Below are 24,712 nucleotides of genomic sequence, written 5' to 3'. Positions count from 1 at the left end.
GAGAATGGCCGGATGGGCGCCGTCGGAACGACCCGACGCCGGCCCTCCCCACACCCCCACGGCGCCTCCTCAACGGACACGGCGCCGACCTCTCCGCGCGTGCGCCCTCCGGCTCCGTGCGGCCCCGATCCCGGAAGGACCCCGACTCCATGAACTCCCGCAAGCCGCGAGGCTCCGGACGCACCCCCGCCGCAGGCAAGCGCGGCGGCCCGTTCTCGGAGCGTGACTTCCAGCGCAACCTCGGCGCCCGCCGCGGCCCCGCCCGTCCGAAGGACGAGCCCGCCTTCGACGAGGACGCCGCCGAGCGCCGCGTCCGCTCCAGGCGCGGCAAGGGCGCCGGGGCCGCCCGCGCCAAGGCCCAGCACCTCGAGGAGATCCACGTGGAGGACGGCGAGCGCCTGCAGAAGGTGCTGGCCTCCGCCGGCGTGGCCTCCCGCCGCGTCTGCGAGGACCTCATCGCCGAGGGCCGCGTGGAGGTGGACGGCGTCGTCGTCACCGAGCCGGGCGTCCGCGTGGACCCGGTGCGCTCCCGCATCCAGGTCGACGGGATCTCGGTGCAGACCGACGTCACCAAGCAGTACTTCGTGTTCAACAAGCCCCGCGGCGTGATCTCCACGATGCTGGACCCGGAGGGGCGCCCCTCGATCGCCACTTACCTGAAGCCGGGCCAGGAGAACCTCTTCCACGTGGGCCGCCTCGACAACGAGACCGAGGGCCTGCTGATCCTCACCAACGACGGCGAGCTCGCCAACCGCCTCACCCACCCCTCGTGGGAGGTGCCCAAGACCTATCTGGTGCAGACCCGCGGCCCGCTGGCCAAGGGCGTGTCCAACCGCCTGCGGGAGGGCGTCGAGCTGGAGGACGGCCTCGCGAAGGTGGACTCCTTCAAGCTCGTGGACTCGACGCCGGGCCACGTGCTCGTCGAGGTCGTGCTGCACTCGGGCAAGAACCGGATCGTGCGCCGCATGTTCCAGGAGATCGGCCACCCCGTCGAGCGCCTCGTGCGCGTCAAGGTCGGCCCGATCCTCCTCGGCGACCAGAAGCAGGGCTCCGTGCGTGCCATGACGGCGCAGGAGCAGGGCCACCTCAAGGCCCTGGTGGACCTGTGATCCCGGCCGAGGGCGGCGCCGGCCCGGCCGGCCTCTCCGGCCCCGTGCTGGTCCGTGGCACCGGCCTGCTCGGCGCCTCGATCGGCCTGGGGCTGCGCGCCGCTGGCGCCGACGTCCTGCTGGACGACCCCTCGCCGACGGCGCTGGCCGTCGCCCGGGACATCGGCGCCGGCGCCGTCGTGGACCTCGACGACCCCGCGCTGGCCCCCGGCCTCGTGGTGGTCGGTGCGCCGCCGGACGTGACGGCCGCCGTCGTGGTGGACTCGCTGCGCCGCTGGCCGCACGCCGTGGTCACGGACATCGCCTCCATCAAGGGGGCGATCCTCGCCGAGGTGCGCGAGGCCGCGACGCGCGGGGACATCGCCCCGGGCGACGTCGCCCGGTACCTGCCCGGCCACCCCATGGCCGGCTCGGAGCGCTCCGGTCCCGTCGCCGCGCGCGGCACGCTGTTCACGGCGAGCCCCTGGGTGCTCTGCCCGGCCGCGGAGACGGATCCGGCCGCGCTCGCGGCGGGGGAGGCCCTGGCCCGCACCCTGCAGGCCACGGTGCACCGCATGTCCGCCGCGGACCACGACGCGTCCGTGGCCCTGATCTCCCACCTGCCGCAGATCGCCGCGTCCCTGGTGGCCTCCCGCCTCCAGGACGCCCCGGACCCCTCGCTGGCCCTGGCCGGCAACGGGCTGCGGGACACCACCCGCATCGCGGCCTCGGACCCGCACCTGTGGGTGCAGATCCTGGCCGGCAACGCGCCGCAGATCGTGCCCACGCTGCACGGGCTGCGAGAGGATCTGGACAGGCTCATCGGCACGCTCGAGGCGCCGTCCGCGCCCGGCGCACGGCTGGACGTCGCGCGGCTGATCGCGGAGGGCAACGCCGGACGCGCCCGGATCCCGGGCAAGCACGGCGCCCCGCCGCAGGCGTTCGCCCTGGTCACCGTGATCGTGGACGACACGCCGGGCCAGCTCGCCGCGCTGTTCGAGGAGATCGGGCGCGCGGGCGTGAACGTGGAGGACATCCGCCTCGACCACGCCTCCGGGTACCGGGTCGGCATGGTGGACGTCTCGGTGCTGCCGGGACGCAAGGACGAACTCGTGTCGGCGCTGACCGACGCCGGATGGAAGGTGGTCTGAGCCATGACCGAGCACACCCAGCACGACGACGCGGCGCGCCCCGCCCTGGTGGTGGCCGTGGACGGGCCCTCGGGCTCGGGCAAGTCCTCCGTGTCGAAGGCGGTGGCCCGTCGCCTCGGCGCGGCCTACCTGGACACGGGCGCCATGTACCGCGCGGTGGCCTGGCACGTCCTGGACTCCGGCGTGGACCTCGCCGACCCCGACGCGATCGCCGGCGCGGCCCGCGCCATGGACCTGCGCCAGTCCACGGACCCGGACGTCGAGTCCGTGGTCGTGGGCGGCACGGACGTGACGGACGCCATCCGCGAGGACCGTGTCACCGACGTCGTCTCCACCGTGGCCGTGGTGATCCCCGTGCGCGAGGAGCTGCAGCGCCGCCAGCGCGCGGCCATCGCCGGGGCCGGACGCATCGTCGCCGAGGGACGCGACATCACCACCGTGGTGGCCCCGGATGCGCACGCCCGTGTGCTGCTGACCGCCTCCGCCGAGGCCCGCATGGCCCGCCGTTCCGGCCAGCTGCAGCGTGCCGGCGCGGGGGAGCGGGACGCCGCCACCCTCGAGCGCCAGGTCTCCGGCCGCGACGCCCGGGACTCCGCCGTCTCCACGTTCGACCGCCCCGCCGAGGGCGTGGCGCTCGTGGACTCCACCGAGCTCGACTTCGAGCAGACCGTCGCGGCCGTGCTGGCCGCCGTGCAGGACCAGGCCGGCGTGGACGCCGTCCCGGGCCGCTGACCCGGAAGGACCGCCCCGATGACCGAGAACACCCCCCTGACGGAGGGCGAGGAGTACCAGCCCGCCGGTGAGGACCACCTGGCCGAGCGCCTGGCCGCCATCTCCGACGAGGAGGCCGACGCCCGCGCCGCCTCCCTGCGCGCCGGCCTCGGCGACTACGAGTTGGAGGAGGACGACGCCGCCCTCCTCGCCGACTGGGACGGGGACGACGAGTTCGACCTCGACCTGCCCGTGCCGCCCGTGCTCGCCATCGTCGGACGCCCCAACGTGGGCAAGTCGACCCTGGTCAACCGCATCATCGGCCGCCGCGAGGCCGTCGTCGAGGACGTGCCGGGCGTGACCCGCGACCGCGTCTCCTACGAGGCCGAGTGGAACGGCCGCGTGTTCACCGTGGTGGACACCGGCGGCTGGGAGCACGACGCCAAGGGCATCCACAAGCGCGTCGCCGACCAGGCCGAGCTGGCCGTGGACGTGGCCGACGCCGTCGTCTTCGTGGTGGACGCCACCGTGGGCATGACCGCGACGGACGAGGCGGTCGTGAACATGCTGCGCCGCAAGGACCGCCCGGTGATCGTGGCCGCCAACAAGGTGGACGACATGGTCCAGGAGGCCGACGCCGCCTCCCTGTGGTCCCTCGGCTTCGGCTACCCCTGGCCCGTCTCCGCGGTGCACGGGCGCGGCGTGGCGGACCTGCTGGACGCGGCCCTGGAGGAGCTGCCGGAGGAGTCGGCGCACGGCGGGCTCGTCCCGCGCGGCGGCCCCCGTCGGATCGCCCTCGTGGGCCGCCCGAACGTCGGCAAGTCCTCCCTGCTGAACAAGCTCGCCGGCGCGGACCGCGTGGTCGTGGACGACTACGCGGGCACCACCCGCGACCCGGTGGACGAGCTCGTGGAGCTCGGCGGGCGGCTGTGGCGCTTCGTGGACACCGCCGGCATCCGCCGTCGCCAGCACATGGCGCACGGCGCCGACTACTACGCCTCCCTGCGCACGGCGTCCGCCCTGGACCGCGCGGAGGTGGCCGTGGTGCTGCTGGAGGCCCCGAGCGTGATCTCGGAGCAGGACGTGCGCATCGTGCAGATGGCGCTGGAGTCCGGGCGCGCCCTCGTGCTGGCCTTCAACAAGTGGGACCAGATGGACGAGGACCGCCGCCCCCAGCTGGAGAAGGAGATCGAACGGGACCTGGCCCACGTGGCCTGGGCGCCGCGGGTGAACATCTCCGCGCTCACGGGCTGGCACAAGGACCGCCTGGTGCCCGCGCTGGACACGGCGCTGGAGTCCTGGGACCGCCGCATCCCCACGGGCAAGCTGAACGCGTTCCTGGGCGAGCTCGTGGCGGCGCACCCGCACCCCCTGCGGGGCGGCAAGCAGCCGCGCATCCTGTTCGCCACGCAGGCGTCCACGCGGCCGCCGACGTTCGTGCTGTTCACCACCGGGTTCCTCGACCCCGGCTACCGCCGGTTCATCGTGCGCCGCCTCCGGGAGACGTTCGGCTTCGAGGGGACGCCCATCGAGATCGGCATGCGCATCCGCGAGCGGCGCGGCCGCAAGCGCTGACGCGGCTCCCATGGTCGTCCCAGGCTGGCCCGCTAGCCTGGCCCTCATGACGACGACGCCCCGCGCCTCGCGCGCCTCCCGCCCCGCCGCGGCCCTGTTGACCCTGGCCGGTGCCACCCTGGCCCTGACCGGCTGCGCGGCCGGCCCGGACCAGGAGACCGCCGACGCGCTGGCGAGCGCCGACGAACGGATCGCGAGCGCCGAGGCGGAGATCGCGGACCTGAAGGACCGCATGGACCGGGTCCCCGACACGGCGGCCATGCAGAGTCAGGCCTCCGAGGCGGTGTCCAGCGCCGTGGCCCAGGCCACGGGGGCGGCCGGGTCGCTGGGCGCGGACGCCGCCCGGCGTGCCCAGGAGGCGGTCGACGGCGTGTCCGGGCTGCCGGACGCCGAGGCCGTGCAGCAGGTGGAGGACGGCGGCCGGGTGATCGTGGAGTACGCGCAGGACGCCCTCCCCAAGGACCCCGCCGAGCTGCAGGCCCGCCTGGACGAGGCCGCCGACGCGGTCCGCCGGCAGGTCCCGGACTCCGCCGGTGTGGAGTTCAAGGTGGGGGACCAGACCTTCACCTTCTGAGCCGCCTGGACTCGCCCCGGGAAGTGCCCCCGCGATGTCCGGACGGCACCTGCCCGCGTGATACGATCCGCGGGAAGCGCGGCGTCGCCTGTCATGCCCCTCGGGGCCAGACGGCCCAGACGTCGGTTGCGCGTGCGACCCGGTGACGGAACGTCCGCGCCCGGGGGGCTCTCGGTCGGGTCACCCTTGGTTCAGGGCGAGGGGTTCACGTTCACGAAGAGGGCGTGGGCCCCTTTCTCTTCGGCCCCGTCCCCCAGGCGGCCAGCCGGCGGGGGAGTCGATTCGCCCCGCGTCCCGGAATGGGGTATCATTGACGAGTGCTGAAACGCGGAACGCCGCGGATCGCCACGGGCTATGGCGCAGGTTGGTAGCGCGCTTGACTGGGGGTCAAGAGGTCGTGGGTTCAAATCCCGCTAGCCCGACCAGCAGCACGAGGGCCCCGGAACCTGTCGGTTCCGGGGCCCTCGTCGTCGTGGAACGGCTCGCCCCCGCCTCGCGGGCAGCGTGATCTGTGCCACGAATCGGTCGGACGGCGTCGTCCCGCCCGGGCCGGAGGCCCTGTGGATGGAATCATGCTCCGATGACCCACAGCCCAGACAGCGGCGCCTCCGTGGCGCCCGACGCAGACCTGGGCGCCGCGCAGGCGCCCGCTCCCGACTGGCACGGCCGCCGCTTCTTCGGCCAGCCCGGCCCGCTCGCCAACCTCTTCTCCGTGGAGATGTGGGAGCGCTTCTCCTACTACGGCATGCAGGCGATGCTCGTGTACTACATGTCCTGGACCGCCGAGCGCGGGGGCCTGGGCATCGACGAGGCCACCGCCACCGGCATCGTCGGCGCCTACGGCGGCATGGTGTACGTGTTCTGCATCCTCGGCGGCTGGATCGCCGACCGCCTCCTCGGCTCCGAGCGGACCATGTTCTTCTCGGCCGTCGGCATCATGCTCGGCCACATCGCCCTGGCCCTGGTCCCGGGCGTGCCCGGCCTCATCCTCGGCCTGGTCCTCGTCGCCGTCGGCTCCGGCGGCCTCAAGGCCAACGCCGCCAACCTCGTCGGCTCCCTCTACGCCAAGGGCGACCAGGCCCGTGACGCCGGGTTCTCGATCTTCTACATGGGCGTGAACCTCGGCGGCCTCGTCGGCCCGCTGCTCACCGGCTGGGCCCGTCAGACCTGGGGTTTCCACGTGGGCTTCGGCCTGGCCGCTGTCGGCATGGCCATCGGCCTCACCCAGTACGCGCTGACCCGCAAGAACCTGCCCTCCACCGTCCACGGCGTCCCGGACCCGCTGCCCCGCTCGCAGTACGGCCGCTGGGCACTGATCGGGCTGGCCGGCCTCGCCGTCGTCGCCGTCCTCCTCCTGACGGGCGTCGTCAACGTGGGCAACCTCGCCGACGCCGTCGTGGTGCTCGCCGCCCTCGCGGCGATCGCCATCTTCGCCGTGCTGCTGACGTCCTCCAAGGTCTCCGCGGAGGAGCGCTCGCGCGTGAAGGCGTTCATCCCGCTGTTCATCGGCACCGCCGTGTTCTTCGCGCTCTTCCAGCAGCAGTTCACCGTGGTGGCGCTCTACTCGGAGAACCGCCTGGACCGCACCCTGTTCGGCACCGAGATCCCCATGGAGTGGGTCAGCTCGATCAACCCGATCTTCATCATCGCGTTCGCCCCGGTGTTCGCCGCGCTGTGGACCCGCCTCGGCGACCGCCAGCCGTCCACGCCCGTGAAGTTCGCCCTCGGCATCCTGCTGATCGGCGCGGCCTTCCTCCTCTTCATTCCGGCCTCCGGCTTCCTGGCCGTGCCGCTGCTGTGGCTGACGCTCATCCTCTTCGTCATGACCATGGGCGAGCTGATGATCTCCCCGGTGGGCCTGTCCCTGTCCACGAAGGTGGCCCCCGCGGCCTTCCCCGTGCTGATGGTGGCCCTCTACAACCTGTCGGTGGCCCTGGGCACCGCGCTCGCCGGCTCGCTGGCCGGCTCCTACACCGCGGAGAACGAGGCCGGGTACTTCGGCGTGATCGGCGGCGTCACCATCGCCGTCGGCGTGGTCATGCTGCTGCTGGCCCCGGCCGTGCGCCGCGGCATGCGGGGCGTGCACTGAGCGCGCCTCGGTGGCGGAAGGCCCTCCTCCCTCGGTAGTCTGCGGGACAGACCATCCCCCCCCCACCCGACTGAAGGGGTTCGACCATGAGCAGCATTCCCGAGGGCTTGAAGTACTCCACCGATCACGAGTGGGCCCAGGACGCGGCCGAGCCCGGTGTCGTCCGCGTCGGCATCACCGACTTCGCGCAGGACGCGCTCGGCGACGTCGTGTACGTCGACCTGCCGTCGGTGGGCGACGAGGTGACCGCCGGCGCGGCCATCGGTGAGGTGGAGTCCACCAAGTCGGTCTCGGACATCATGGCCCCGGTCTCCGGCACCGTCACCGCCGTCAACGAGGAGCTCGACGGCGAGCCCGCCCTGGTGAACTCCGCCCCCTATGAGGGCGGCTGGCTCGTGGAGATCAAGCTGTCCGACCCCGCCGAGGTCGACGGCCTCCTCGACGCCGCCGGCTACGCCGCTCACGTCGGCTGACCCGCCTCCCTCCGCCCCTCCGCACCCGCGGCGGGGCGGAGCCGTATGAACCGCCGGCGACGGGGTCGGCGGCGTCGCGCGTGTCCGGGCCCCGGACGCGAGCCTCGTCCCGTTCCGCCTCGTCCCCCACCCCCGAGGAGACCCCCATGACGCAGCAGGAGCCCAGCCTCCACACGTCCTCCATCAGCCTCACCGACCTGGCCCCCGTCGCGGAGACCGGTCTGTCCCCGGAGGAGACCGCCGCCGTGCGCGCGCTCCCGGCCGGGGCGGCCCTGCTCGTCGCCCACGAGGGCCCCGACGCCGGCGCCCGCTTCCTCCTGGACACCCCCGTGGTGACCGTGGGGCGGCACCCGGAGTCCGACATCCTGCTCGACGACGTCACGGTCTCCCGGCGCCACGCGGAGTTCCGCGCCGTGGACGGCGGGCACGAACTCGTGGACCTGTCCTCGCTGAACGGGACCTACGTCAACAACGACCGCGTGGACCAGGTGCGCCTGCGCACCGGCATGCAGCTGCAGATCGGTCGCTACCGCCTGAGCTACCACGCCGCCGAGCCCGCCTGACCCGCGTGAGCGCCCCGCACGAGCCGTCCGCCGCCCCGCCACCCGCGGGCGCGGCGCTGGGCATCGGCGACCTCGTGGCCGCCCTGGAGCCCTCCTTCCCCGGTGTGAGCGCGTCCAAGGTGCGCTTCCTGGAGGACCGCGGCCTCGTGCGCCCCGAGCGGACGGCCGCGGGCTACCGCCGCTACCGGCCCGCGGATGTGGACCGGATCCGGCTGGTCCTCACGCTGCAGCGTGACCGCTTCCTGCCCCTCAAGGTCATCCGGGAGCACCTCGACGCCCTGGACCGCGGCGAGCGCCCCGAGGACCTGGGCGAGGCCCCCGCGGCCGCCCAGGAGGCCGTGCGGCTGGGGCACGGGATCGCGGACCCCGACCGCCGCTGGACGCGGGCCGAGCTGGCCCGGGAGGCTGAGGTGCCGGCTCCGCTCGTGGACGAGCTGGACCAGTACGCGCTGCTGCCGCGCGCGGAGGACGGCCTGCACCCGCCGGCGGCCCTCGGCGTCGTCCGGGCGGCGGGGCGCCTGGCGGCGCACGGGATCGAGCCCCGCCACCTGCGGCCCTTCCGCGCCGCGGCGGACCGCGAGTTGGGCCTGGTGCAGAGCGCCGTGGCCCCGCTGGCCACCCGCCGGGACGCCGGCACCCGGGAGCGCGCCGCCCGGACGGCGGAGGAGATCGCCACCGCCTGCCTCGCCCTGCACACCGCCCTCGTGCGCGCGGGACTGGAGAGCCTCGATGGCTGAGCCCCCCGAGCCTGCGGGCGACGTGCCCCTGACCGTCCTGGGCGTCCGGGTGGAGCTGCCCGAGCAGCAGCACGTCATCCTCCTCCTGGACCCGCCGGGGGAGATCGTCCTGCCGCTGTGGGTCGGCTCCCCGGAGGCGGCGGCCGCGGCGCTGGCCCTGGAGGGGGCCCCGAGCCCCCGGCCCGGCACCCACGCCCTGCTGCTGGCCGCCCTGGCCGCCGCGGGCTCGGGGCTGCGCGGCGTGCGGCTGACCCGGATCGAGGACGAGACCGTCCACGCCGCCCTGCTGCTCGACGGGGGAGCCGAGGTGGACGCCCGCGCCTCTGACGCCGTCGTGCTGGCGGTCCGCGCGCAGGTCCCGGTGCTCTGCGCCGCGGAGGTGATCGCGGCCGCGGGCATGGCGGCCCGCGACGCCGCGGCCGGGGACGAGGACGAGGTCGACGACTTCCGCGCCTTCCTCGACTCCGTGGACCCGGAGGACTTCGCCTGACCCCGCCGGGGCGCGACACGGAGGACCCCCCCGCCCTCGGGTTCGTTGACCCGCCGCCCGGCGCGCCGTACCGTCGTCCAGAAGGCCCCCGGCCGCACCCGGGCCGCCCACGCGCACCTCCACGGTCACCGGAGGGCGCGTGGACGACCCGCCAGCGGCCACCGCAGCGGGGCCGCCGACCAGGAAGGGTCTCCTCTGTGACACCTCATGCAGGTCCTGGTCTGCCCCTCGGCATCGACGGCAGACAGGGACGTCTCTTCGACGTCGACGCGCTCGCCCCCGGCGGCGACGTCGGCTACCGCGGCCCCACCGCGTGCAAGGCCGCCGGCATCACGTACCGGCAGCTCGACTACTGGGCCCGCACCGACCTCGTGGTGCCCACCGTGCGCGGAGCCTCCGGCTCCGGCACGCAGCGCCTCTACTCGTTCCGCGACATCCTCGTGCTCAAGGTGGTCAAGCGCCTGCTGGACACGGGCGTGTCCCTCCAGCAGATCCGCACCGCGGTGGCGCACCTGCGCGAGCGCGGCGTCGACGACCTGGCGCAGATCACCCTGATGAGCGACGGCGCCTCCGTGTACGAGTGCACGTCGCCGGACGAGGTCGTGGACCTCGTCCAGGGCGGCCAGGGCGTGTTCGGCATCGCCGTCGGCCGCGTCTGGCGCGAGGTCGAGGGCAGCCTCGCCGAGCTGCCCGGCGAGGTGCTCGGCGACGACCACGCACCCGAGGACGAGCTCTCTGCCCGCCGCCGCGCGCGGCGCCCCGCACGCACCGCGTCCTGAGCCGCGACGCCGACGCCCCTTCCCGCGCGGGAGGGGGCGTCGGCGCATGCGGGGTGACCCGTGCGCCGTCATAATGTGGCATACCTCACCAGGACCGCGTGAGCGGTGTGCCAGACTCGGGCCATGAGTCTTCCTCTGGATCCCGACACCACCCGCAACGGCGCGGGTCGTCCGGCGCACGCCGCGGCTCCCGTCTTCTCCAAGGTCCTCGTCGCCAACCGCGGCGAGATCGCCGTCCGCGCCTTCCGCGCCTGCCACGAGCTGGGGGCCCGCACCGTCGCGGTCTTCCCGCACGAGGACCGCAACTCCATCCACCGTCAGAAGGCGGACGAGGCCTACCGCATCGGCCAGGAGGGCCATCCCGTGCGGGCCTACCTGGACGTGGACGAGGTCCTCCGCGTGGCCAAGGACGTGGGCGCGGACGCCATCTACCCCGGCTACGGCTTCCTCTCGGAGAACGCCGGGCTCGCCCGTGCGGCCGCCGAGGCCGGCATCACCTTCGTCGGCCCGCCCGCGGACGTGCTGGAGCTGACCGGCAACAAGGTGGAGGCGCTGCGCGCGGCCAAGCGGGCCGGCATCCCGACCCTGAAGTCCTCCGACCCCAGCTCCGACGTCGAGTGGCTGCTGGGTCAGGCCGAGGAGATCGGCTTCCCCATCTTCGTCAAGGCCGTCGCCGGCGGCGGCGGGCGCGGCATGCGCCGCGTCGAGCGCCCCGAGGACCTGAAGGACTCCCTCGAGGCCGCCATGCGCGAGGCGGACACCGCCTTCGGCGACCCCACGGTGTTCCTGGAGCAGGCCGTGCTGCGCCCGCGGCACATCGAGGTACAGATCCTCGCCGACGCGGAGGGCAACGTGGTGCACCTCTTCGAGCGCGACTGCTCTCTACAGCGCCGCCACCAGAAGGTCATCGAGATGGCGCCCGCGCCGCACCTGGATGAGGAGATCCGCCAGGCCCTGCATCGGGACGCCGTCGCGTTCGCCAAGGAGATGGGCTACGTCAACGCGGGCACCGTCGAGTTCCTCGTGGACACCGCCGGCGAGCGCGCCGGCCAGCACGTGTTCATCGAGATGAACCCGCGCATCCAGGTCGAGCACACCGTGACCGAGGAGGTCACGGACGTCGACCTCGTCGCCGCGCAGCTGCGGATCGCCGCGGGCGCGACGCTGGAGGAGCTCGGCATCCGCCAGGAGGACCTGCACGTGCGGGGCTTCGCCATCCAGTGCCGCATCACCACCGAGGACCCGGCCAACGGGTTCCGCCCGGACACCGGCACCATCACCGCCTACCGCTCGGCGGGCGGCTCCGGCGTGCGCCTCGACGGCGGCACCATCTACGCCGGCGCCGAGATCAGCCCCCACTTCGACTCGATGCTGGTCAAGCTCACCTGCCGCGGCCGCGACTACGAGACGGCGGTGCGCCGCGTCCGGCGCGCCCTGGCAGAGTTCCGCGTGCGCGGCGTGACCACGAACATCCCGTTCCTCATGAACGTGATGGACGACCCGCAGTTCGTGGCCGGGGACGTGGCCACGGACTTCATCGACAAGCACCCCGAGCTCGCGATGGTCAACCGCTCCCAGGACCGCGGCTCCAAGGCGCTGCAGTACCTGGCGGACGTGACCGTGAACAAGCCGCACGGCGAGCGCGTGGACGGGATCGACCCCCGCGACCGCCTACCCGGGCATCCCTCGGACAAGCGCCACGAGCCGGACCGGTCCCCGTTCGACGGCCCGAGCCGCAACCCGGGCGCCGTCCCGCCGGCGGGCTGGCGCCAGGTCCTGGCGGAGCAGGGCCCCGAGGGCTTCGCCCGCACCCTGCGCGAGCAGACCGCGCTGGCCGTCACGGACACCACCTTCCGCGACGCCCACCAGTCGCTGCTCGCCACTCGCGTGCGCACCCGCGACCTGCTCGCTGCCGCCCCGGCCGTGGCGCACACCCTGCCGGGCCTGCTCTCGGTCGAGGCCTGGGGCGGGGCGACCTACGACGTCGCCCTGCGCTTCCTGCACGAGGACCCCTGGCAGCGCCTGGAACTGCTGCGCGCCGAGCTGCCGAACATCCCGATCCAGATGCTGCTGCGCGGCCGCAACACCGTGGGCTACACCCCGTATCCCACGGAGGTGACCGACGCGTTCGTCCAGGAGGCCGCCGCCACCGGCGTGGACGTGTTCCGTATCTTCGACGCCCTCAACGACGTCGAGCAGATCATCCCCGCGATCGCCGCCGTGCGCGCCACCGGCACCGCCGTGGCCGAGGCCGCGCTCTGCTACACGGGCAACATGACGGACCCGGCAGAGGAGCTCTACACGCTGGAGTACTACCTCGGCCTCGCCCGTCGCATGGTCGACGCCGGCGCCCATGTGCTGGCGATCAAGGACATGGCGGGCCTGCTGCGCCCCGCCGCGGCCAAGGAGCTCGTGGGCGCCCTGCGCGCCGAGTTCGACCTGCCCGTGCACCTGCACACCCACGACACCGCGGGCGGCCAGCTGGCCACCCTCCTGGCCGCCTCCGAGGCCGGCGTGGACGCGGTCGACGTCGCCGTCGCCTCGATGGCCGGCACCACGAGCCAGGCGCCCATGTCCGCCCTGGTGGCCGCGCTCGAGCACACGGAGCGGGACACGGGCCTCACCCTCGAGGCCGCCGCCGCCATGGAGCCCTACTGGGAGTCCGTGCGTGCCATCTACGCGCCGTTCGAGGCGGGCCTGAAGGCCCCCACGGGTCGCGTGTACCAGCACGAGATCCCCGGCGGCCAGCTGTCCAACCTCCGCACCCAGGCCATCGCGCTGGGGCTGGGGGAGCGGTTCGAGCAGGTCGAGGCCATGTACGCCGCCGCGGACGACATCCTCGGCCACCTCGTGAAGGTGACCCCGTCCTCCAAGGTCGTCGGCGACCTCGCCCTGCAGCTGGTGGGCGGCGGCGTGGACCCGGACCAGTTCCGGGAGCGCCCCGAGGACTTCGACATCCCGGACTCGGTCGTCGGCTTCCTGCGCGGGGAGCTGGGCGACCCGCCCGGCGGCTGGCCCGAGCCCTTCCGCACCCGCGCCCTGAAGGGCCGCCGCGAGGGCTCCGGCATGGTCCAGGTCTCGGAGGAGGACGCCGCCGCCCTCGCCGAGGCCGGCCAGGGCCGGCGCGACGTGCTCAACCGCCTCCTGTTCCCCGGCCCGACGAAGGAGTACGAGGCGCACCGCGAGGAGTTCGGCGACATCTCCACCCTGCACACCCGCGACTTCCTCTACGGGCTCGTGCCCGGGCGGGAGCACGTGGTCTCGCTGGGTCGCGGCGTGCGCCTGATCGCCACGCTCCAGTCCGTCTCCGAGCCGGATGAGAAGGGCATGCGCACCGCCATGCTCACCCTCAACGGCCAGCTCCGGCAGATCCAGGTCCGGGACCGCTCCGTGGAGTCCTCCGTCCGCCAGGCGGAGAAGGCCGACGCCGCGGTCCCCGGCCAGGTGCCCGCGCCGTTCGCCGGCTCGGTGACCGTGCAGGCCGCCGTGGGCGACGTCGTCGAGCAGGGCGCGCCCGTGGCGACCATCGAGGCCATGAAGATGGAGGCGGCCATCACCGCCCCCGTCTCGGGCACCGTGACCCGTGTGGTGACCCAGGGCGTCACCCCCGTCCAGGGCGGGGACCTGCTGCTCGTCATCGAGTGAGCCCGGACCCGGCGGCGAGTTCCGCCGGGGACGAAGCGGACGGCCCGGACGCCCCTCGCGTCCGGGCCGTCTCCTATGCTGACGCCATGGCCACCACCGAGCGCTTCGACCTGATCATCCTCGGCTCCGGTTCCGGGAACTCCCTCGTCACGGACCACTGGGAGGGGCGGCGCGTCGCCATCGTGGACGCCGGCGTGTTCGGCGGCACCTGCCTCAACGTGGGCTGCATCCCCACGAAGATGTACGCCTACCCGGCGCAGCTGGCCGCCTCGGGGGCCGAGGCCGAGCGCCTCGGCGTGGGCCTGGACTTCACCGGCGCCGACTTCGAGGGCATCCGGGACCGCATCTTCGGCCGGATCGACGCGATCAGCGAGGGCGGTCTGCGCTACCGGCGGGACCAGCTCGAGCACACCGAGGTCGTCGCGGAGGAGGCCTGGTTCTCCGGCCCCAAGGAGCTGACGACGGCGTCCGGCCGCGTCCTGGCCGGCGAGCAGGTCGTGGTGGCCGCCGGCTCCCGCCCGACCGTGCCGGACGTCCCCGGCGTCGGCCTGCCCTCCGTGCACACCTCGGACACGATCATGCGCCTGCCCCGGCAGCCGAAGCGTCTCGTCATCCTGGGCGGCGGGTACATCGCCTCCGAGTTCGCGGCCATCTTCTCCGGACTCGGCACCGAGGTCGTGCAGGTCAACCGCGGCGCCCGGCTGCTCAAGGCCCACGACTCCTCGATCTCGACCCGCTTCACCGCGCTCGCGGCCCGGCAGTGGGACGTGCGCACCGGCTGGACCCTCGCCGGCGTCGAGCCCGTGGGGGATCAGCGGCGGGCCGACGAGGGGTGGGTGCGGGTGCGCCTCGACGCCGTCGAGGGCCAGGAGCAGATGGGCGAGCGGGAGGAGGCCCTCGAGGCCGACGCCGTGCTGCTCGCGGTCGGCCGCACCCCGAACACGGACCGGCTCCGCCCCGAGGCGGCCGGGCTCGACGTCACGGCGGCCGGCGTCCTGGCGGTCGACGAGCACCAGCGGGTGCTCTCCTCCGGAGTGCCCGTGGAGGGCGTGTACGCGCTGGGGGACGTGGCCAACGCCTGGCAGCTCAAGCACGTCGCGAACCACGAGGCCCGCGTCGTCGCCCACAACCTGGAGCACCCGGAGGACCTCCGCGCGAACACCCTGGGGCCGGTGCCCGCCGCGGTGTTCACCCGGCCGCAGATCGCCTCCGTCGGTCTGACGCAGGACGAGGCCCGCGAGCTGCTCGGCGAGGACGCGGTGACCGTCAAGGAGCAGGCCTTCGGTGACGTCGCCTACGGCTGGGCCATGGAGGACGCCGAGGGCGTGTGCACGATCGTCGCGGAACGGGCCACCGGGCGGATCCTCGGCGCCCACCTCATGGGCCACGACGCCGCGAACCTCATCCAGCCGCTCGTGACCGCGATGTCCTTCGGCATCGACGCCCACCGCCTGGCCCGCGGCCAGTACTGGCCGCACCCGGCACTGACCGAGGTCGTGGAGAACGCCCTCCTCGGCCTCGACGTCCCCGACTCCGGCCTGCTCTGAGGCCGCCGGCCCCGGGCACGGGGCCCGGGGCCGGCCCTGATCCGTCCGCTCAGCCGCGGGCGGGGCCGGCGCCGTAGATCTCGTCCAGCACGGGCTGGAAGTCCTTGAGGATGGCCGTGCGGCGCATCTTCAGCGACGGGGTCATGTGCCCCTCGTCCGCGGAGAAGTCCCGGTCCAGGATCCGGAACTCGCGGATGCCCTCGGCGCGCGAGACCGTGTCGTTCGCCCGGTCCACGGCCTTCTGCACGTGGGCGATCACCTGGGGCTCGCGGGCGGCCTCGGCCATGGAGATCTGCGGGTCCAGGCCGTGGGCGCTCGCCCAGGAGGGGAGCGTGTCGGCGTCGAGGGTGACGATGGCGGCGACGAACGGCTTGGCCTCGCCGACCACCATGACCTGGGAGACCAGGGCGTCCGAGCGGATCGCATCCTCCAGCTGGGCCGGCGCCACGTTCTTCCCGCCCGCGGTGACGATGATCTCCTTCTTGCGCCCCGTGATCTTCAGGAAGCCGTCGTCGTCCAGCTCGCCGAGGTCGCCCGTGCGGAACCAGCCGTCCTCGGTGAAGGCCTCCGCGTTCGCCTCGGGCCGGTTGCGGTAGCCGCGGAACAGCGACGTGCCGCGGGTGAGGATCTCGCCGTCGTCGTCGATCCGGACCTCGTTGCCGCCCAGCGGCTGGCCCACACGCCCGATCTTGAGCTTGCCGGGTCGACCCACGGTGATGGGGGCCGTGGTCTCCGTCAGGCCGTAGCCCTCGAGGATGGTCACACCGACGCCGCGGAAGAAGTGCGCGAGGTCGGGGGAGAGGGGGCCGCCGCCGGAGACGGCGTACTTGAGGTGCCCGCCCATCGCCTCCCGGATCCGGCGGTAGAGCAGGGCCGAGTAGAACGCGCGCTGCAGCCGCAGGGGCGCCGTCATCCGGCCCTCCTCGAGCGCCCGGGACCAGCGGACCGCGACGTCGGCGCCGCGCCGGAAGATCTTCTCCTTGCCGCCCGCCTGGGCCTTGAGCAGGGAGGCGTTGTAGATCTTCTCGAACACGCGCGGCACGGCCAGCAGGAACGTCGGGTGGTACGTGTCCATCGACGTGGCCAGTCGGGAGAGGTCCGGGACGTGGCCGCACCGCGCGCCGGCGGCCACGGTGAGCACGGAGACGAACCGGGCGAACACGTGGGCCAGCGGGATGAACAGCAGGGTCGAGGCGCCCTCGTCGACGACCTCCCCGAGCGAGGAGCGGAGCGTCTGGTTCACGAGCTCGGCGAAGTTCCCGTGCGTCAGCTCGCACCCCTTCGGGCGGCCCGTGGTGCCGGAGGTGTAGATGATCGTCGCGAGGGACTCGAGGGTGACGCCCGCCCGGCGGGCGTCGAGCTCGTCCGCTGGAACGTCGGCCCCAGCGTCCGTCAGGCGGTCCAGTCCGGCCCCGGGCACGCCGCCGTCCTCGTCCATCACCCACAGGCCCTTCAGCTCGGGCAGGCCCTCGCGATGGACGGCGTCGGACACGGACTTGGCGCGGGCGGGGGTGTCGGCGATCGCGGCACCGACCCCGGCGTCCTCGAAGATCCAGGCGATCTGCGAGGCGGAGGACGTCTCGTAGACGGGCACGGTCACGGCGCCGGCGGTCCAGATCGCGAAGTCCGCGAGGGTCCACTCGAGACGGGTGGCTGAGACGATCGCCACGCGGTCGCCGGGGCCCACCCCGGCGGCCACGAGGCCCTGGGCCAGGGCGCGGACGCGGTCCCACGCCGCGGCCGCCGTGACGTCGTCCCATGAGTCGTCCTCGCGGGGGACCGCGAACAGGGCCCGCTCCGGGTGCTGGACGGCCTGGTCGCGCAGGAAGTCGGTGATGGCCGCGTCGGGGCTCAGGCGGGGCAGGTACGGCTCGCTGATCTGGCGCATGGTCCTCCGGGGGATAGGGGGCGGCGGTGCACACGACCGCCGCCGTGGTGACACGGATCACCTGAACAGTACCCGAGTCACGGCGTCACGGGCGGCATCGGCGGAGCATCGACGGATGCGAGCATGGCCGGATGCACCGCACCCCTCCCGCCCCTCCCGCCCCGTCCGCGTCCCCGCGGCGTCTGCTGGGTGTGGACCTCGGCGGCACCGCCGCCAAGGCCGGCGTCCTCGAGCTCGCCCGCGACGGCCGCGCCCGCATTCTGGCACGCTCCCGGGCGGCGCATGCCGGCGCCGACCCCGCGTCCGCGGTGACCCGCGCCGCCGCCGACGCGCTCTCCCGGGCGGGTGTCCGCGTGCCGGACGGGGCCGGGTTCGCGTGCGCGGCGTGGCTGGATCCCGCCACCGGACGGGCCCGGGCAAGCCCCCACCTGCCCTCCCTGGTCGGCATCCGCCCCGCGGCCCTGTTGACCCCCGTGCTGGAAGCAGCGGGAGCGGCCGGGCACGGGCTCGTCCCGGTGGCGTTGAACGACGCCGACGCCGCCGCTCTGGCGGAGTCCGGCCTCGGCGCCGCCCGCCCGGCGCCCGGCGACCTCCCGGGAGCCCCGACGCTGTTCGTCGCGCTCGGCACCGGGGTCGGCGGCGCGGTGATCGTGGACGGCGCCGTGCTGCCCGGGGCGCGCGGCATGCACGGCGAGGCGGGGCACATCTGCGTCGACCCGGACGGGCCGGCGTGCCCCTGCGGGGCGCGGGGCTGCTGGGAGCTCTACGCCTCCGCCTCCGCGCTCGCGCGGACGCTGCCCGGGCGGCCGATCGCCGACGTGCTCGAGGCGGCCGTCGCGGGCCCCGGTCCGGAGCGGGACGCCGTCCTGGACGCGGGGGAGTGGCTCGGGCGCGGTCTCGCCCCGGCGGTCTGTCTGCTCGACCCGGTCCGCGTCGTGGTGGGCGGAGGCCTGATGGCGGCCGGGGAGCTGCTGCTGCCCACGGCCCGGGCGGCCCTGCGGCGGGCCCTGCCGACCGCCGCCGCGGACCGGCCGCCGGAGCTCGTCGCGGCCGCCCTGGGCAACGACGCCGGGTGGATCGGCGCCGCCCTCGCCGACGGCGCCCGGGTCTGAGACCGGTCCGGGCAGGCATGCCCCCGCCGCTCAGCGGGCCATCGGTTCCCCCGCTCAGCGGGCGGCGGCGGCCACCGCGTCCCGGCTGCGGGCGACCAGCAGCGGCAGGTCACGGTCGAGGGTGGCGACGTGCCGGCTGTGGAGCAGGCGGACCACCTCGACCGGCGCGGCCGTCAGCCCGCGCAGCAGGGTGTGGTGGCTGCGCTCCGGCACCACGGCGTCCTCGGCGGACCGGAACACCGTCACCGGCGCCGTGATCCGACCCAGTCCCCGGCGCGCGGCGGTCTGGATGCGCCCCACCTGGGCGACGCCGGCCACGGGCGCCCGCTCGTAGGCGAGCTCCCGCGCGTCGGGGTCCGCGATGTCCCCCGCGATCGACGGGACCGAGGGCACGACGTGGCGCAGCAGCGGCGCCGCGACGGCGAGCGGGCTGCCGAAGCGCAGCGCCGGGTTCACCACGAGCACCCCGGCCACGTCGCGGTGCGCCGCCGCGTCCAGGGCCAGGGCGCCGCCCATCGAGATGCCTGCGACGACGACACGCCGATGCGTGGCCAGCGCCGCGTCGACGGCGTCTCGCACGGCGGCGCGCAGCTCGTCCGCGTCGGTGGTCCCGAGGTCCTCCCAGCGGGTGCCGTGCCCCGGCAGCAGCGGCACATGGACGGCCGCGCCCCCGGCGGCGACGCCCTCGGCCCAGGCGCGCACGGAGTCCGGTCCGGAGGTGAACCCGTGGAGCATGACCACCGCGACCCCCGGCAGGGAGGTCGCCGGCAGCCGGAAGGGACGCTGGGCGGGGTCGACGCCCGGCGCGGGGCGGCGGTCGGGCGCGGCGGGGCGAAGGCGCGTCATGCGCACAGTGTAGGGCCGCCTGCCTAGGATGGACGGGCACCCGCCGCTACGAGAAGAGGTCCCCGCCGTGTCCGCGTTCTACTGGTCCGCCAAGACGTTCGTGGTGGCCCCCGCCACCCGGCTCCTGTTCCGCCCGTGGGTGAAGGGCCTGTCCCACGTCCCGGCCGAGGGGCCGGCGATCCTCGCGAGCAACCACCTCTCCGTGTCCGACTCCGTGTTCATGCCCGCGATGCTGGACCGGCAGGTGCACTTCCTGGCCAAGCAGGAGTACTTCACGGGCCGCGGCGCCAAGGGCTGGGCCACGAAGAAGTTCTTCGAGGCCACCAACCAACTGCCCATGGACCGCTCCGGCGGCGCCGCGTCCCTGCGCTCGCTCGAGGCCGGGCTGGAGTGCCTCCGCGAGGGCAAGCTGCTCGGCATCTACCCGGAGGGCACCCGCAGCCCCGACGGCCGCCTGCACCGCGGCAAGATCGGCGTCGCCAAGCTGGCGCTCGCCTCCGGCGCGCCCGTCGTGCCGATCGCCATGATCGGCACGGACCGCGTCCAGCCCATCGGCCGCATCCTGCCCACCCTGCGCCGGCTGGGCATGATCTTCGGTGAGCCCCTGGACTTCTCCCACCTGCAGGGCCGGGAGGGGGACCACCGGGCCCTGCGCCAGGTGACCGACGAGATCATGGAGGCCATCCGCCGCCTCTCCGGGCAGGACTACGTGGACGTCTACGCGGCGGACGTGAAGTCCGGCCGCGTGGCGGTGCCGCCCCGCGCCGGCCGCGACTGACGCCCGCCGCCCCCGTCCCTGCGGGGCCTGGACGTCGCCGTCTCAGAGAGCGGACCGTGGGCGTCATGCGTCCGGGGACCCCCGCCCCGGCCCCTAGGGTGGTGGCATGCATGAGGACCCCCGCGACCAGATCATGGCCTTCGGCACCGCCATCTCCGAGGGGGCCGCTCCGGACCCCGCCCTCGACGCGTGGCGCGAGCTGCCGATCAAGCAGGCGCCCACCTGGGCCGATGAGGACGACTTCCGTGCCGCCGTCGCGGAGCTGAGCCAGGTCCCGCCGCTCGTCTTCGCCGGCGAGGTGGACGTGCTGCGCACCCGCCTGGCCGACGTGGCCCGCGGCCAGGCCTTCCTGCTGCAGGGCGGCGACTGCGCCGAGACCTTCGCGGGCTCCACCGCCAACCGCATCTCCGCCCGCGTGAAGACGATCCTGCAGATGGCCGCCGTCCTCACCTACGGCGCGTCCATGCCGGTCGTGAAGATGGGCCGGATCGCCGGCCAGTACGCCAAGCCGCGCTCCTCGGACACCGAGACCCGCGACGGCGTCACGCTGCCGAGCTTCCGCGGCGAGATCGTCAACGGGTTCGAGTTCACGGAGGAGGCCCGCCGCCACGACGCGCGGCGCATGGTGACGGCGTACCACACGGCCTCGTCCACGCTGAACCTGGTCCGCGCGTTCACGCAGGGCGGCTTCGCGGACCTGCGCAGCGTGCACCAGTGGAACCGCGGCTTCATGGAGAACCCGGCCTACGCCCAGTACGAGCAGATCGCCGCCGAGATCGACCGAGCGGTCCGCTTCATGGACGCCGCCGGCGCCGACTTCGAGGCCATGCGCCGCACCGAGTTCTACGCGGCCCACGAGGCGCTGCTGCTCGACTACGAGCGAGCCCTGACGCGCCTGGACTCCCGCACGGGTCTGCCCTACGCCACCAGCGCCCACTTCCTGTGGATCGGCGAGCGCACCCGCGACGTGGACGGCGCCCACGTCGACTTCCTCTCCCGCGTCCGGAACCCCATCGGCGTGAAGCTCGGTCCGACCACCACCGTGGACGACGTCCGCGCGCTGGCCGACAGGCTGGACCCGGAGCGCGAGCCCGGCCGCCTCACCTTCATCACCCGCATGGGAGCGGACAAGGTCCGCGACGTGCTGCCGGGCATCGTCGCCGGCGTGCGCGACGAGGGCCTGCAACCGGTGTGGGTCACGGACCCGATGCACGGCAACACCGTCACCGCCGCCAACGGCTACAAGACCCGCCGCTTCGAGGACGTCATGGACGAGCTCACGGGCTTCTTCGAGGTGCACCGCGAGCTCGGCACCCACCCCGGCGGCATGCACGTGGAGCTCACGGGCGACGACGTGGCCGAGTGCCTCGGCGGCTCGGACCCCGTGGACGAGGCCGACTTCGACGAGCACTACGAGACGCTCTGCGATCCGCGCCTGAACCACCAGCAGTCGCTGGAGCTGGCGTTCAAGGTCACGGACGCCCTCGCCCACCCGCACCAGGACTGACAGGGAGGTGGAGCGACGACGGGGCCGGGGGAGCGATCCCCCGGCCCCGTCGGCCGTCCGGACTCCCGCGCCGGTCAGAGGGTCCAGAGCTGGACGCTGGCGCCCTCGGGGAGGACGGTGCCGGCCGGCGTGCCCTGGCGCAGGACGCGCGCCGCGTCCCCGGACGGGCCGGGCAGGGGCAGGGTCCGCACGTCGGGGACGAACCCGAGGTCCGCGAGCCGCGTGCGGGCCTCGCCGACGGTGAGCCCGCCGAGGTCGGGGAGCGGATGCGTTGCCGGGCCGGTGGAGAGGACGACGGCCACCTCGTCGCCGGGCGTCATCTCCGCGCCCGCCTCCGGGCTCTGGCTCACCACGACGCCCGCGGGGACCGCACGGTCCGCCACGCGGTCGGCGACGACGACGCCCACCCGGCCGTCCTCGGCCACCGCATGGGCGTCCGTCACCGTCAGCCCGGCGAGGTCGGGGGCGGGCACCGGCGCCGGGCCGTCGGAGACGGTCAGCCGGACGGGCCCGCCCGCATCGACCGTGCTGCCGGCGGCGGGGGAGACGTCGAGCACCACGCCGTCGGAGAAGCGCTCGTCGTGCCGGGACACGACGGCGGAGGTGAGTCCCGCCTCCGCGAGTCGGGCGGTGGCCTCCTGCTGCTCGAGGCCCCGCAGGGGCGGCACCACCACGCCGGCCGGACCGGAGATCCCGCCGGAGCCCAGGATCCAGCCGAGCAGCAGCGCCATGCCGGCCAGGAGCAGCGTGACGGCCGCTCCGACCGCCACCGTGCGCCCCATGCCGGCCCCCAGCACGACCTCCGGGGTGCGGGCCGCCCGGCGCCGCTGGCGGGCCGACGCGGGTCGCGGGGCCGCCGGGGCCGGGCGCGGAGCCTCCGGGACCGCGGACGAGAGGCCGGATGAGGGGCTGGCCGCGGTCGCGGGTGTGGGCACGGGCTCCGCGCGACGGGGCTCGGGGCGGCGCTGCTCGAGACGGGCGGTCGCGTCGGCGGCGTCCGGCACGGGCACGGTGGGCACCGTCGGCGACACCGCGAGGGCGACGGTGGGGGCGGCGTCGGCCGCAGGGGCCTCGTCGGCGGGCGCGGTCTCCGGGAGGAGCGCGGCCACGCGGCGGAGTTCGGGCAGCAGGGCCGCCGCGTCATCGGGCCGGTCCGCGGGCCTGGGCTCCGTGCACCAGAGGACGATGTCGTCCAGCGCCTCGGGCAGGCCCGGACGCACCGATGAGGGGACCGGGACGCGCTCGTGCACGTGGCGGTAGGCCACCTGCAGCGGCGTGGCCGCGGTGAACGGCTGGGTGCCCGTGAGCAGCTCGAAGAGCATGATCCCGACCCCGTACACGTCCGCCCGGGCGTCCCCGCCGGTCCCGGAGATCAGCTCGGGGGCGAGGTAGGCGGGCGTGCCGAAGACCGTCTGGCCTGCAGAGGTGTGGCCCGTCGCCGCGCGGGAGAGCCCGAAGTCCGCCACCGTGATCCGGCCGTCGGTGCGCACGAGGACGTTCTCCGGCTTGACGTCGCGGTGCACGAGCCCGGCGCGGTGGGCGGCCGCGAGCCCCTCGACGACCGGCTCCAGGAGCGCGACCGCCCGCCGCGGGGCGACGGGGGCCTCCTCCCGGATCACCGCGCGCAGGGTCCGCCCCGGCACGTGCTCCATGACGAGGTAGGCCAGCACGTCGCCGGCCTCGTCCGCGGTGTGCCCCTGGTCGAGCACCGCGACCACGTGGGGGTGCGAGATCCGCGCGGCCGTCTTCGCCTCGCGCTCGAAGCGCCCGACGAGCGCGGGGTCCTCCGCGAGGTGCGGGTGCATGACCTTGAGGGCCACCTCCCGGTCCAGCCGGTGGTCCAGCGCGCGATACACGGTGGACATGCCGCCGCGCGCCACGCGGTCGAGGACCTCGTAGCGCCCGTCCACGAGGTCCCCGATCAGGGGATCACGGCGCGTGCTGCTCATGCCCTCCAGGGTAGATGACCCGCCGGTGCGCCCGTCGGGAGACCCCGCGCCCCGGTCAGAACATCGCGGCGGCGGCCTTCACACGCGCCACGTAGTTCCGGGCCTCCTGCTGCTTGACCGGGTCGTCCGACCCGCCGAGGCCGGTGAAGTAGGCGCTGATGCCCTGGTCGACGGTGTCCGTGTGCTCCTGGAGGTACTTGATGAGCACGACGCCGGCGGTCACGTTGTCCCGCACGTCGAGGACGTTGAGCTCCCGGCCCACGAGCTGGGATGCGAACTCGCCCGTGATCGGGATGACCTGCATGGCGCCGATCGCGTTGCCGGGGGAGACGGAGGCGTGCTGGAAACGGGACTCCGTGTAGGCGTGGCCGAGGGCCAGGGCGGGGTCGACGCCGAGCTCGAGCGCCGTCTGCCGCACGAGTGCCTGGACCTCGGCCGGGGACGGCTGCGGGACGGCCTGCAGTGCCCGCAGGTTGTCGTTGGCCGAGGCGGTCACGTGAGGCGCGTAGGTGGTGCTGAGGAACGTGGAGCCCACGGGACCGTCGATGACGGGGGCCGGCTCGGTGCCGTCGGCGATCACGAGCACGTCGCCGGTGTGCAGCACGGACCGCCAGGTGAGGCCGTTGAGCTCGCGCAGGCGGGGGATCGACACCTCGACGCGCTGGGAGATCGACCACATCGAGTCGCCGTTCCGGACGGTGTAGGTGGTCGGGGCGGCCTGGCGGACCGGCGCGGGGGCCGCGGCCACGGGCGTGGCGGGCGTCGTGGGCCGCGCCGGCGCCTCGGTCAGGAGGATCTGGCCGGGGTGCAGCATCGAGCGCGCGCCGAGGCCGTTGATCCGCTGGAGGACGGCGGCGTCGACGCCGGCGCGGCGGGACACCTGCCACCAGCCCTCGCCGCGCTCGACCTCCACGGTGCCGGGGGCGGCCGCCGGCGCGGGGGCGCCGGTGAGGGCGAGGACCTGGCCCGTGTAGATGACGGAGTCCGCGCGGAGGCCGTTCAGGCGGAGCAGGTCGGAGAGCCGGACGCCCTCCGCCTCGGCGATGCGATAGGGGTTCTCGCCGGCGCGGACGGTGTGGGTGCGCGGCGCGGCGTGGGCGGCCTCGGCGGCCTGCGCGGCCACGGGCAGCGCCCCCGTCATCAGGAGCGGGACGACGCCGCCGGCGACGAGGCCGAGCGAGCGGCGTGCGGTGGTCGCGGAGGCGCGGGG

At 74.6% G+C, this 24,712-nt stretch carries 20 protein-coding genes and 1 tRNA gene; 17 read left to right on the top strand and 4 right to left on the bottom strand.

Annotation, left to right across the window (positions count from 1 at the left end):
• The first annotated feature begins 149 nt into the window (after nt 1–149).
• From MHY29_RS01495 to MHY29_RS01430, 14 genes are all read left to right on the top strand, one after another.
• Entirely contained in the window at nt 150–1,109 is a 960-nt protein-coding gene (locus MHY29_RS01495) for a pseudouridine synthase (RefSeq protein ID WP_224354643.1), read from the top strand.
• Nucleotides 1,109–2,239 (top strand): prephenate dehydrogenase, encoded by a 1,131-nt coding sequence (locus tag MHY29_RS01490; protein WP_239238021.1) that lies wholly within the window; start codon nt 1,109–1,111, stop codon nt 2,237–2,239. Before MHY29_RS01495 ends, MHY29_RS01490 begins: the two co-directional genes overlap by 1 nt.
• Nucleotides 2,240–2,242: 3 nt before the next feature.
• On the top strand, nt 2,243–2,971 hold the full coding sequence (cmk, locus tag MHY29_RS01485) for a (d)CMP kinase (RefSeq protein ID WP_224354644.1): 729 nt from the start codon (nt 2,243–2,245) through the stop codon (nt 2,969–2,971).
• A gap of 18 nt (nt 2,972–2,989) precedes the next feature.
• Nucleotides 2,990–4,525, top strand: coding sequence for a ribosome biogenesis GTPase Der (der, locus tag MHY29_RS01480; protein WP_239238014.1), 1,536 nt, complete (start codon nt 2,990–2,992; stop codon nt 4,523–4,525).
• A gap of 46 nt (nt 4,526–4,571) precedes the next feature.
• Nucleotides 4,572–5,099, top strand: coding sequence for a hypothetical protein (locus MHY29_RS01475; protein WP_239238013.1), 528 nt, complete (start codon nt 4,572–4,574; stop codon nt 5,097–5,099).
• A 348-nt stretch (nt 5,100–5,447) separates the two neighbouring features.
• Nucleotides 5,448–5,524 (top strand) — tRNA-Pro (locus MHY29_RS01470).
• 155 nt (nt 5,525–5,679) lie between these two features.
• On the top strand, nt 5,680–7,188 hold the full coding sequence (locus tag MHY29_RS01465; RefSeq protein ID WP_239238012.1) for a peptide MFS transporter: 1,509 nt from the start codon (nt 5,680–5,682) through the stop codon (nt 7,186–7,188).
• Between the two features lie 86 nt (nt 7,189–7,274).
• Nucleotides 7,275–7,661 carry a glycine cleavage system protein GcvH gene (gene gcvH / locus MHY29_RS01460; RefSeq protein WP_224354648.1) on the top strand — a complete coding sequence of 129 codons (387 nt, stop codon included), beginning with the start codon at nt 7,275–7,277 and terminating at the stop codon, nt 7,659–7,661.
• Nucleotides 7,662–7,807: 146 nt separating this feature from the next.
• Nucleotides 7,808–8,224 carry an FHA domain-containing protein gene (locus MHY29_RS01455; protein WP_224354649.1) on the top strand — a complete coding sequence of 139 codons (417 nt, stop codon included), beginning with the start codon at nt 7,808–7,810 and terminating at the stop codon, nt 8,222–8,224.
• 5 nt (nt 8,225–8,229) lie between these two features.
• Nucleotides 8,230–8,961 (top strand): MerR family transcriptional regulator, encoded by a 732-nt coding sequence (locus MHY29_RS01450; protein WP_239238011.1) that lies wholly within the window; start codon nt 8,230–8,232, stop codon nt 8,959–8,961.
• Nucleotides 8,954–9,451 carry a bifunctional nuclease family protein gene (locus MHY29_RS01445; protein WP_239238010.1) on the top strand — a complete coding sequence of 166 codons (498 nt, stop codon included), beginning with the start codon at nt 8,954–8,956 and terminating at the stop codon, nt 9,449–9,451. The genes MHY29_RS01450 and MHY29_RS01445 overlap by 8 nt, the downstream gene beginning before the upstream one ends.
• Before the next feature lie 197 nt (nt 9,452–9,648).
• Nucleotides 9,649–10,230: a MerR family transcriptional regulator gene (locus MHY29_RS01440; protein WP_370643420.1), complete on the top strand. Its 582-nt coding sequence runs from the start codon at nt 9,649–9,651 to the stop codon at nt 10,228–10,230.
• 123 nt (nt 10,231–10,353) lie between these two features.
• Entirely contained in the window at nt 10,354–13,875 is a 3,522-nt protein-coding gene (locus MHY29_RS01435) for a pyruvate carboxylase (protein ID WP_239238009.1), read from the top strand.
• Between the two features lie 86 nt (nt 13,876–13,961).
• On the top strand, nt 13,962–15,422 hold the full coding sequence (locus MHY29_RS01430) for a mycothione reductase (RefSeq protein ID WP_239238008.1): 1,461 nt from the start codon (nt 13,962–13,964) through the stop codon (nt 15,420–15,422).
• Nucleotides 15,423–15,471: 49 nt separating this feature from the next.
• On the opposite strand, the gene MHY29_RS01425 is transcribed toward MHY29_RS01430, so the two are convergent.
• Complete coding sequence (locus tag MHY29_RS01425; protein WP_239238007.1) at nt 15,472–17,310, bottom strand: long-chain fatty acid--CoA ligase; 1,839 nt, start codon at nt 17,308–17,310, stop codon at nt 15,472–15,474.
• 131 nt (nt 17,311–17,441) lie between these two features.
• Here MHY29_RS01425 and MHY29_RS01420 point away from each other — a divergent pair, with 131 nt between their 5' ends.
• The gene (locus MHY29_RS01420) at nt 17,442–18,422 is read left to right on the top strand and encodes an ROK family protein (RefSeq protein ID WP_239238006.1); all 981 of its coding nucleotides are present in this window, start codon (nt 17,442–17,444) and stop codon (nt 18,420–18,422) included.
• Between the two features lie 54 nt (nt 18,423–18,476).
• Here the strand turns inward: MHY29_RS01420 and MHY29_RS01415 are convergent, their stop codons facing one another.
• Nucleotides 18,477–19,268: a carboxylesterase gene (locus MHY29_RS01415; RefSeq protein WP_224354656.1), complete on the bottom strand. Its 792-nt coding sequence runs from the start codon at nt 19,266–19,268 to the stop codon at nt 18,477–18,479.
• 28 nt (nt 19,269–19,296) lie between these two features.
• Here MHY29_RS01415 and MHY29_RS01410 point away from each other — a divergent pair, with 28 nt between their 5' ends.
• Together MHY29_RS01410 and MHY29_RS01405 are read left to right on the top strand one after the other, a co-directional pair.
• The gene (locus MHY29_RS01410) at nt 19,297–20,046 is read left to right on the top strand and encodes a 1-acyl-sn-glycerol-3-phosphate acyltransferase (protein ID WP_239238005.1); all 750 of its coding nucleotides are present in this window, start codon (nt 19,297–19,299) and stop codon (nt 20,044–20,046) included.
• Nucleotides 20,047–20,152: 106 nt separating this feature from the next.
• A complete protein-coding gene (locus MHY29_RS01405; protein ID WP_224354658.1) occupies nt 20,153–21,553 on the top strand; it encodes a class II 3-deoxy-7-phosphoheptulonate synthase in 1,401 nt (466 codons plus the stop codon).
• 74 nt (nt 21,554–21,627) lie between these two features.
• Here the strand turns inward: MHY29_RS01405 and pknB are convergent, their stop codons facing one another.
• Nucleotides 21,628–23,502: a Stk1 family PASTA domain-containing Ser/Thr kinase gene (pknB, locus tag MHY29_RS01400; RefSeq protein WP_239238004.1), complete on the bottom strand. Its 1,875-nt coding sequence runs from the start codon at nt 23,500–23,502 to the stop codon at nt 21,628–21,630.
• Nucleotides 23,503–23,557: 55 nt separating this feature from the next.
• Nucleotides 23,558–24,712 (bottom strand): LysM peptidoglycan-binding domain-containing protein (locus tag MHY29_RS01395; RefSeq protein ID WP_239238003.1); only part of this gene is annotated, 1,155 nt, incomplete at its 5' end.

Source organism: Micrococcus sp. ACRRV (genome assembly GCF_022346985.1).
GTDB lineage: Bacteria > Actinomycetota > Actinomycetes > Actinomycetales > Micrococcaceae > Micrococcus > Micrococcus porci.
Note: the sequence above shows the minus strand (reverse complement) of the source record. Positions and strands in the feature narration are given on the sequence as shown.